Annotated in this window: 6 protein-coding genes; 2 read left to right on the top strand and 4 right to left on the bottom strand. The window is 67.4% G+C overall.

Features of this window, described 5'->3' with window-relative positions; translation table 11 throughout:
• Positions 1–533 precede the first annotated feature (533 nt).
• Complete coding sequence (locus DBR20_RS00230) at positions 534–1,721, top strand: benzoate/H(+) symporter BenE family transporter (RefSeq protein ID WP_108264761.1); 1,188 nt, start codon at positions 534–536, stop codon at positions 1,719–1,721.
• A 5-nt stretch (positions 1,722–1,726) separates the two neighbouring features.
• Here DBR20_RS00230 and DBR20_RS00225 read toward each other — a convergent pair whose 3' ends face one another.
• The 4 genes from DBR20_RS00225 to egtB form a co-directional block, all read right to left on the bottom strand.
• On the bottom strand, positions 1,727–2,467 hold the full coding sequence (locus tag DBR20_RS00225) for a DUF2628 domain-containing protein (protein ID WP_108264760.1): 741 nt from the start codon (positions 2,465–2,467) through the stop codon (positions 1,727–1,729).
• Positions 2,468–2,498: 31 nt separating this feature from the next.
• Positions 2,499–4,634 carry a lytic murein transglycosylase gene (locus tag DBR20_RS00220; protein WP_108264763.1) on the bottom strand — a complete coding sequence of 712 codons (2,136 nt, stop codon included), beginning with the start codon at positions 4,632–4,634 and terminating at the stop codon, positions 2,499–2,501.
• Positions 4,635–4,771: 137 nt separating this feature from the next.
• Positions 4,772–5,749 (bottom strand): L-histidine N(alpha)-methyltransferase, encoded by a 978-nt coding sequence (gene egtD, locus DBR20_RS00215; RefSeq protein WP_108264759.1) that lies wholly within the window; start codon positions 5,747–5,749, stop codon positions 4,772–4,774.
• The gene (egtB, locus tag DBR20_RS00210) at positions 5,746–7,017 is read right to left on the bottom strand and encodes an ergothioneine biosynthesis protein EgtB (RefSeq protein ID WP_108264758.1); all 1,272 of its coding nucleotides are present in this window, start codon (positions 7,015–7,017) and stop codon (positions 5,746–5,748) included. Before egtB ends, egtD begins: the two co-directional genes overlap by 4 nt.
• Before the next feature lie 146 nt (positions 7,018–7,163).
• On the opposite strand from egtB, the gene DBR20_RS00205 reads away from it, so the two are divergent.
• Positions 7,164–8,346: GGDEF domain-containing protein (locus DBR20_RS00205; protein ID WP_108264762.1), on the top strand; the 1,183-nt coding region annotated here is incomplete at its 3' end.

Genomic DNA, 8,346 nt, shown 5'->3' with positions numbered 1-8,346 from the left:
GGACAATCATCCTTCCTGCAGGCGCCTTCACAAGATACCTGCGCATACTTTCAAAGATCTTGGGAAGTGGCCTCAGCGCCGTTCCCGTGTGCTGCGAAGTTTCCTTCGTAGCGAGCCGCCCATTATAGCCGGCTTTTCCGCCTCGTCAACACCTTTTTTCAAGGCCGCCTCACCGAAGTGGACGTTGTTGCCGATGCTGCTTCGTCGTTGGACCCGAGGGCCTTTCGTCGTTGCGAGCCGCCTATTATGCCGGACTTTTCGAGTCCGTCAACACCTTCGTTCGATCATCTCGTCCGGCGGTGGTGGCGTCGCTGTTCGCGTGGGTGGCTTCCGAAGAAGTCGCCGCGCTGCAGCAAGGGAGCGAATTCTAGAGATCCTGCAGAATTCGTCAACTCTTTTTTTCAGGAAGATGACAGAACAGCGCCTGCAACCTGCATGGCGGCTGCTGATACATCGCCGCGGCGTTGCCCGCGCGTTGCGCGGTCAACGCCGCAGGCGCTATCAATACACCGATACATAGAGAAGAGAAGAGCATGGACACGCAGAAACAACAGGGATGGTGGCGGGATCTTTCGATGCCGGCGATCGTCGCCGGCTTCATCACCGTGCTGGTCGGCTTCGCCAGTTCGGCGGTGATCGTGTTCCAGGCCGCGCAGGCGGTCGGTGCCGACCAGGCGCACATCGCCTCGTGGATGTGGGCCCTGGGGCTGGGCATGGGCGTGACCTGCATCGGCCTGTCGCTGCGCTACCGCGTGCCGGTGGTCACCGCATGGTCGACGCCGGGCGCGGCGATGCTGGTCGTCGGTGCCGGTGGCGCGTCTCTGTCTGAAGCCACCGGTGCGTTCCTGCTTGCGGCGGTGCTGGGCATGCTCGCGGGCTTCTCTGGGGTGTTCGCCCGGCTGATGAAGCGCGTGCCCATGGCCTTGGCCGCTGGCATGCTGGCCGGTGTGCTGCTGCGCTTCGGCCTGGACGTGTTCGTGGCAATGAACACCCAGCGCGTGCTGGCGTTGGCCATGTTCGCTACCTGGCTGCTGGGACGCCGCCTGTTCCCCCGCTATGCGGTGATCGCCACCCTGCTGGTCGGCATCGCCATCGCCGCCAGCCAGGGTCTACTGCATGCACAACAGGTGCCCCTGCAACTGGCTGTGCCGCAATGGGTCACTCCCTCGCTGTCGTGGACGGCGATGGTCGGTATCGCCCTGCCCCTGTTCGTGGTCACCATGGCCTCGCAGAACATCCCCGGTGTGGCAGTGATGCGCGCCTCCGGCTACGACGCACCGGTGTCGCCGGTGATCGGCTGGATCGGCGTGGTCAACACGCTGCTGGCACCCTTCGGTGCCTACGCGTTGAACCTGGCAGCCATCACCGCAGCGATCTGCATGGGCCGTGATGCCCACGAGGATCCGGCACGGCGCTACACGGCGGCGATGGCGGCCGGCGCCTTCTATATCGTCATCGGCCTGTTTGGGGCCACCGTAGCGGCCCTGTTCGCTGCCTTCCCCAAGGAACTGGTGGCCTGCGTGGCCGGTATCGCCCTGTTCGGCACCATCGGCAACAGCCTGGCCAGTGCATTGGCAGTGGAGCGTGACCGCGAGGCCGCGCTGGTCACCTTCCTGGTGACCGCCTCGGGGATGACACTGGCCGGTATCGGTTCTGCGTTCTGGGGCCTGGTCGCCGGGACGCTCTGCCTGTGGGTGCTGCGGCCGCGGCAGGCCAGCTGAAGGGATCAACCGATCGACATGGCGCCGACGATGGCCAGGGTGACGGACACGGCGATGGCGATCACGGCACCAATCACGCTGGTATCGCCACGTGCTGCCAGCGCGCTGCGCACCGCAGCGTCGTTGCCTGTATCGAGCGACTGGACGCGCGCGATCTCCCGCTGGCAATGCTGCAGGTACCAGCTGTTGGCGAAGACACCCACAGTAACGCTCAGGCCCAGGTTGATCACCAGCGACAGGGCATCCGGCACTTCGATGAAGGCCTCGATCGCGCTGGATGCCACCAGCACGCCGACCCAGATGGCGGCCATGCGGTACATCTTCCGGTACATCATCCAGATCACGCCAAACAGGAACCCCGGCCAGTGCCAGGTGCCCGCCGCGCTCGCGGTGCCCTGGTCCAGGCGCCAGCGCTTGCGATAGATCGGGAAGTTGCCGCCGACAATGGCTGCGTACAGACCCAACTGGCCAGTCAGTCCGGCGCCCAGTGGAATGACATCGGGCGTTGCCGCCGCCGGTGCACGGTAGGGGTCATGGCTGGACGCTGTGGCGACGGCTTCGGCACCCGACGCCGGCGTAGCAGTCGACTGCAGCGTCTGCAACGCTTGCCAGCCAGCCATGCCCTCGCACCAGAGCAGGGTGTGTCCGGTGATGACGCCGTCCTGCTGCAACCTCTGCAGGCCAGCCAGGTCCACTGGCCCTTCACTCTTGCCGTTACGGGCGTAGTACCACTGTGCTTCCTGCATTGAAGATCTTCCTGTGTGGGCGTTGCGCGGCTTACAAGAGCGCGCTGGACAACGTCTGCACCAGCGTGTGGCGACCGCCAGGGGCGACGGTGATCACGTCGGGCCCGGCGTTGGCGGCCTCCAGGCAGACGTAGTCGCGCCAGCCGTCGCCGACATCGGCCATCTTCGCGGCAGCGTCGGCGCCAGGGTTCCATGCCACCAGCGAGCGGCTGCCTTCGGTGCGGATGTCGATGCGGCGCTTGAGCACCGGGTCACGCAGCACATAGTGCCCGCCGGCCTGGGTGTAGATGCGGTCGCTGCGGCCCGGATCACGCGGATCGCGCAGCGACCAAGGGCCCTGCTGGCGGCGAGGCTGGGCGTAGTTCTCGAACTTGTCGAGGTAGTCCAGGCCATCGACGCCGTCGACGTCGACCTTGCTGGCGTCACCGACACGGAAGTAGTTGTGCAGCGCCTGGGTGATGGTGGCCGGGGCCTTGCCGGTGTTCTCGGTGAGCAGCTGCTGGCGCAGTTCACGGCCGACACGGACGGTCATGGTCAGACGCAGGCCGAGGTTGTCCAACGCGGGCGGGGCCAAGGTCAGTTCGATGCTGCCATCGTCGAGACGGCGCGCCTGCTGCAGTTCCCAGGGCAAGGTGCGCACAAACCCATGGGCCGGCACGTCATCGCCCTGCCCCTGGCGGCCGAAGTACGGCCAGCACACCGGGCTGCCACCGCGGATGGGCGTAGGCAGTGCCGCGCGCTTGGGCGAGAGCCACATCACATCAGGTTGGCCCTTGGGCACGAACGAGAGCAGTTGACCGCCGAACACGCTGATCGCGGCGGTGGCCTGCGGGGTTTCCACCAGCCAGGCGTCGAGCCCCTGGAACTGGCCGCTGCTGACACCCTTTATCTGTTGCACGCTGGATCGACTCCGGATGGCCGGCGACTGCACGGCACTGTAGTTGGTGGGAAGGCTGAAGCGGGTGGGTGTGGCCGGAACTTTCGCCTGCGGTTCGCTCTGCAGCGCGCGCAGGATGCGCTGGCCGGCGCGACCATCGGCGTCGGCCCAACCGAGCCGGCGCTGCTCGACCTGGATGGCACGACGACTGGCGGTACCGATCATGCCATCGGCGGCGCCGATGCCATGGCCGCGCGCCAACAACAGGGTCTGCAGCTGGCGGCGCTCGTCGCGGCCAAGTCCGGGATCATCGGTTGGCCAGGCGGTGACCAAGCCGTTGCCGCCACGCAGACGGTCGGCCAGGGTGGCGATGGCCAGGGCATAGCTTTCGGCCGCGTTGTAGCTGTAGATCGCGTCGTAGTTGCGGAACACCAGCAGCGCCGGGCCTTTGTTGCCGGCCGGCAGCAACAGCGCGGCGCGGGCATCGGCGGGCAGGCCGGCCGGCGCCAACGCACTGCCGTCCAGGCCGGTCACGCCCAATGCGCGCCAGTCGGCCAGTGCCCGGCGCTGGGTGCGGCCGGTCTGGCTGGCGTTGAAGCCGGCGGGGACGCGGACTTCCATGCCCCAGGGTTCGCCGGTCCGCCAGCCGGCACGCTTCAGATAGTTGGCGGTGGAAGCCAATGCATCGGGAATGCTGCCGACCAGATCGCGGCGGCCATCGCCATCACCATCAACGGCAATGCGTGCGTAGGTGCTGGGCATGAACTGGGTGTGGCCGAAGGCGCCGGCCCAGGAACCGGTCAGGCCCTGCGCCTGCAGGTCACCCTTGTCGATGAGCTTGACCAGCGCCAGCAGTTCGCCACGGAAGAAAGGTTGCCGACGGCCGGCACAGGACAGCGTGGCCAGCGACTGCAGCAGCGGGCGCTTGCCGAACACGCGCCCGTAGTCGCTCTCCACACCCCATACGGCGACGATGGTGACTGGATCGACGCCGTACTGCGCCGATACGCGCTGAAGCAGATCGCGGTGCTGCTGCAGCATGGCGCGACCGTCGTCCACGCGCTGGCGATCGACCAGCGCGGCCAGGTAGTCCCAGATCGGTGTGGTGAACTCCGGCTGCGCGTCGAGCAGCGGCAGCACGCTGGGATCAGGCTGCAGTCCGGCGGTGATGGCCATGAAACGGTCAGCGGCAATGCCCTGGCTGGCGGCAGTAGTCTGCAGGCCCGCCATGCAGCGGGCGAACGCGGGATCAGCGGTTGCCGCGGCTGTCGGCGGGGCCGCCGCTGGCATGGCAAGCGCGGCGGCGAGGCCGAGCGTGGTCAGAATGGGCATGGCGTACTCCGTGTTGCCGGTGCTGGAGCCATGGTAACGCGGAGGGGAGGCCAGGTTGGTCGTTGCTGCCGGCCAGCGGCCGGCACTACCTGTGGCTATGGTGCGGGGCGCAGAAGGCGCAGGCCGTACGCGGGATTGTCAGCGTTCCAGTGCGCCACCACCTCCAGCCCTGCCTGCTGCAGCAGGTGGCCGAAGCTGGCGTCGGTGTACTTGTGGCTGTACTCCACGCGGATCGGTTCGCCCGCGCTGAAGTGGAAGGTGCGGCCGTCGAGATGGACGTCCTGCTCGCGCTGGCTGACCAGGTCGGTTTCGATGCGCAGGCGTGCGGTGTTGTAACGGGCCTGGTGGCGGAAGCCATCGAGATCGAAATCGCTGCCGATCTCACGGTTGAGACGCGCCAGCAAGTTCAGGGTGAAGGCGGCGGTGATGCCGTCGGCATCGTTGTACGCGGCCTCGATCAGGGCAGGATCCTTGTGCAGGTCGATACCGACCAGCGCCAGGCCGTCCTTGCCCATCGTCTGCCGCATCGCGCGCAGCAGCGCGATCGCGTCCTCATCAGCGAAGTTGCCCAGGGTGGAGCCCGGGAAGAACAGCAGCCGGCGCGCGGCAGGACGGTCCGGCACGGGAACCTGCACCGGCCGGGTGAAGTCGGCACACACCGGCAGCATTTCCACCTCCGGCAGCGCCGGTGCCAGGTGGTCGATGCTGGACAACAGCGCCGCGCGCGAGATCTCGATGGGGGTATAGGCCACCGGATCCTGCAGGGCGGCCAGCAGGCGGGCGGTCTTGCGGCCGCTGCCGCTGCCCAGTTCCACCACATGCACGCGCGGCCCCACCGCCTGCGCGATCTGCGGCAGCACCCGATCCAGCAGGGCCAGCTCGGTGCGTGTGGGGTAGTACTCGCGGGTGTGGGTGATCTGCTCGAACAAGCGCGAGCCGCGCGCGTCGTAAAAGTATTTGGAAGGCAGCTGGCGCGAGGCGTGCGACAGCCCCGCCACGGCGTCGGCAAGGATCTGCTGGCGGCCGGGGGTAAGGTCGGTCAGCGCCTGCAGCGCATCCTGGACGGTACTCATGAAAGATCCCTTGCCAGGCGCATGCCTGAGAACTGCCAACGCGCCGGTGGCATGAAGAAGTTGCGGTAGCTGGCCCGCACATGGCCGCGCGGGGTGGCACAGCTGCCACCGCGCAGCACCCATTGGCCGCACATGAATTTGCCGTTGTATTCGCCCAGGTTGCCGGCGAACGGACGGAAGCCGGGATAAGCACCATAGGCGCTGCTGGTCCATTCCCAGACATCGCCGAACAGCTGGCGGATGCCCCTGCCCTGCCCTGCCTGCGGATGCAGCTGGTCGTCATCGGCGAAGTGGCCTTCGACCGGCTGCGTGGCGGCAGCCGCTTCCCATTCGAATTCGGTGGGCAGGCGGGCACCGGCCCAACGCGCGCAGGCATCGGCTTCGTAGTAGCTGAGATGACAGACCGGTGCGTGCGGATCGAGCTCGCGCCAGCCTCCCAGGGTGAACTCGCGCAGCAGGTCGTCGTCCCAGTACAGCGGATGCTGCCACTGCTCGGCCTCACGCAGCGCCCAGCCCTCGCTCAGCCACCAGCGTGGATCGCGGTAACCACCCGCGTCGATGAAGGCGCGGTACTCGGCGTTGCTGAGCGGACGTTCGGCGAGTGCATGCGCGGGCAGCAGCACGCGGTGCACGGGTGATTCATTGTCATAGGCGAATGCCGCGTGCTGCGGCCAGGCGGATGCACCGATGCTGACGATGCGTTCGCCCTGTTCGACCCAGCCCTGCGCGCTGGGAGCGCTGACGGCGATGGGCAGGTCATCGCGATACGGCGGCTGCAGCGGATTGCACCAGAAGGCATGCTTGATGTCGGTGAGCAGCAGCTCCTGGTGCTGCTGTTCGTGGTGCAGCCCCAGCTGCAGGTGCTGCAGGGCGTCGCTGCCCAGGTCGCCGTCGCGCAGTTGTGCCAGCACCTGCTCATCTACGTGCCGGCGGTAAGCGTGGATCTGCTGCAGCGAGGGCCGCGAGAGCAGACCGCGCTGCGGTCGCGCGTGGGCCGGGCCGAGACTCTTGTAGTAACTGTTGAAAAGATAGTCCCAGGCCGGATCCCAGGGTCTGTAGCCGGGCCGGCTGGCGAGGACGAAGCGTTCGAAGAACCAGGTCGTGTGGGCCAGATGCCACTTGGCCGGGCTGGCATCGGCCATGCTCTGCAGCAGGGCGTCTTCCGGGCTGAGGGGTGCGGCCAGCTGCACGCTGCGCCCCCGCACATGGGTGAAGTGGCGGGCGAGGTCATGCTGCGGGGCAGCGACGGCGGCGGGTACGCTGTCCATGTGAGCAGCTTCGACCGCGGCCGGTGAGCGCGATGTCATGGCCCGGTACCGTGGTGTTCACATCAGAGCCCACGCATTCAAGAAGGGATGCGTTGCGCCGCTAACGGCAGTGCTGCGGCCGCGTCGTGACCGCGCTGGAATTCCGTGTGGCCCATCATCCGCTCCGACAGCCTGTGCACTATCTGTTCGTGCTGCCCGCCGTGCTGGTCGCACTGGTGCTTTGGGCGAGCCTGGAAAACGATGATGTCGGCCGCGCCGGGCAGCGCATCCTGCCGTGGTTGCTGGCCAGCCTGGGTGCAGGACTTGCGCTGCTGTACAACCAGGTGCGCACGTTGTGCCTGTTGCTGCTGGTGGCGCTGGCCTTCGCGGTGCTGCACCAGGATCTGGGGCACTACCTGCGCGATGGCCGGGTAACGGCGCTGACGCCGCTGCGCTTCCACGCGATCTCGACCTGGTTGCCGCTGTTGTTCACCATCCATGCGTTGTGGCCCGAACGCGGGCGCCGCCGCCAGGACCTGCTGCTGAGGGCCACGACCAGCGGTGTTGCCGTTGCGGTTTTCATCCTGTTGGCCGCACAGCAGCCCAAAGGCATGCACGACCTGCTGTCGAACCGGCACTTCCCGTGGCTGCCAAGCGACTGGAGCGCGCTGGCACAGCTGCCTGCCGTGCTGTTCCTGCTGGCCACCGCTGCGCTGGGATGGCAGGCGTGGCGCCAGCCGCGGCCGCTGCATACGGCGATGCTGCTGGCCCTGCTGTGCCTGTGGTGGATGCTGCCGCGGATCTTCCTGCAGCCGGTGCTGCTGCCGGCGTTGAGCGTGGCGGCGCTGCTGCTGATGCTGGCCGCGACCCTGCAGGAGTCTTTCCACATGGCATTCGGCGACGAGCTGACCGGGCTGCCCGGCCGCCGTGCGTTCAACGAGACCCTCAAGCGCGCTACCGGCACCTACAGCATCGCGATGATCGACGTCGATCATTTCAAGAAGTTCAACGACACCCACGGCCACGACACCGGCGATGACGTGCTGAAACTGGTGGCCTCACGGTTGTCGCGGGTAGGCGACGGTGGCCGCGCGTTCCGTTACGGCGGCGAAGAATTCGCCGTGGTTTTCCTCGACCGCCCGGCATCGGCCTGCGTGGACGCGGTGGAGGCGCTGCGCCAGGGCATCGAGCAGAGCCGGATGCAGCTGCGCGACCGCACTACCCGCAGCCGTGACGATGCGCTCGGCCAGCAGCAGCGCGGGCGCGGCGGTGGCGGTGGCGGTGCGGTGGTGCAGGTGACCGTCAGTATCGGCCTGGCCGACAGCCGGGTCGATCCGCGTCCGGCCGGGG

The sequence above is a fragment of the Stenotrophomonas sp. HMWF023 genome (assembly GCF_003060985.1).
GTDB lineage: Bacteria > Pseudomonadota > Gammaproteobacteria > Xanthomonadales > Xanthomonadaceae > Stenotrophomonas > Stenotrophomonas lactitubi.
The sequence above is the reverse complement of the archived record's forward strand: the minus strand, read 5'-3'. Positions and strand labels throughout refer to the sequence as shown.

Coding starts and splice junctions, on each gene's coding strand:
- DBR20_RS00230 (WP_108264761.1), top strand. CDS start 534: ATGGACACGCAGAAACAACAGGGATGGTGGCGGGATCTTTCGATGCCG.
- DBR20_RS00225 (WP_108264760.1), bottom strand. CDS start 2,467: ATGCAGGAAGCACAGTGGTACTACGCCCGTAACGGCAAGAGTGAAGGG.
- DBR20_RS00220 (WP_108264763.1), bottom strand. CDS start 4,634: ATGCCAGCGGCGGCCCCGCCGACAGCCGCGGCAACCGCTGATCCCGCG.
- egtD (WP_108264759.1), bottom strand. CDS start 5,749: ATGAGTACCGTCCAGGATGCGCTGCAGGCGCTGACCGACCTTACCCCC.
- egtB (WP_108264758.1), bottom strand. CDS start 7,017: ATGGACAGCGTACCCGCCGCCGTCGCTGCCCCGCAGCATGACCTCGCC.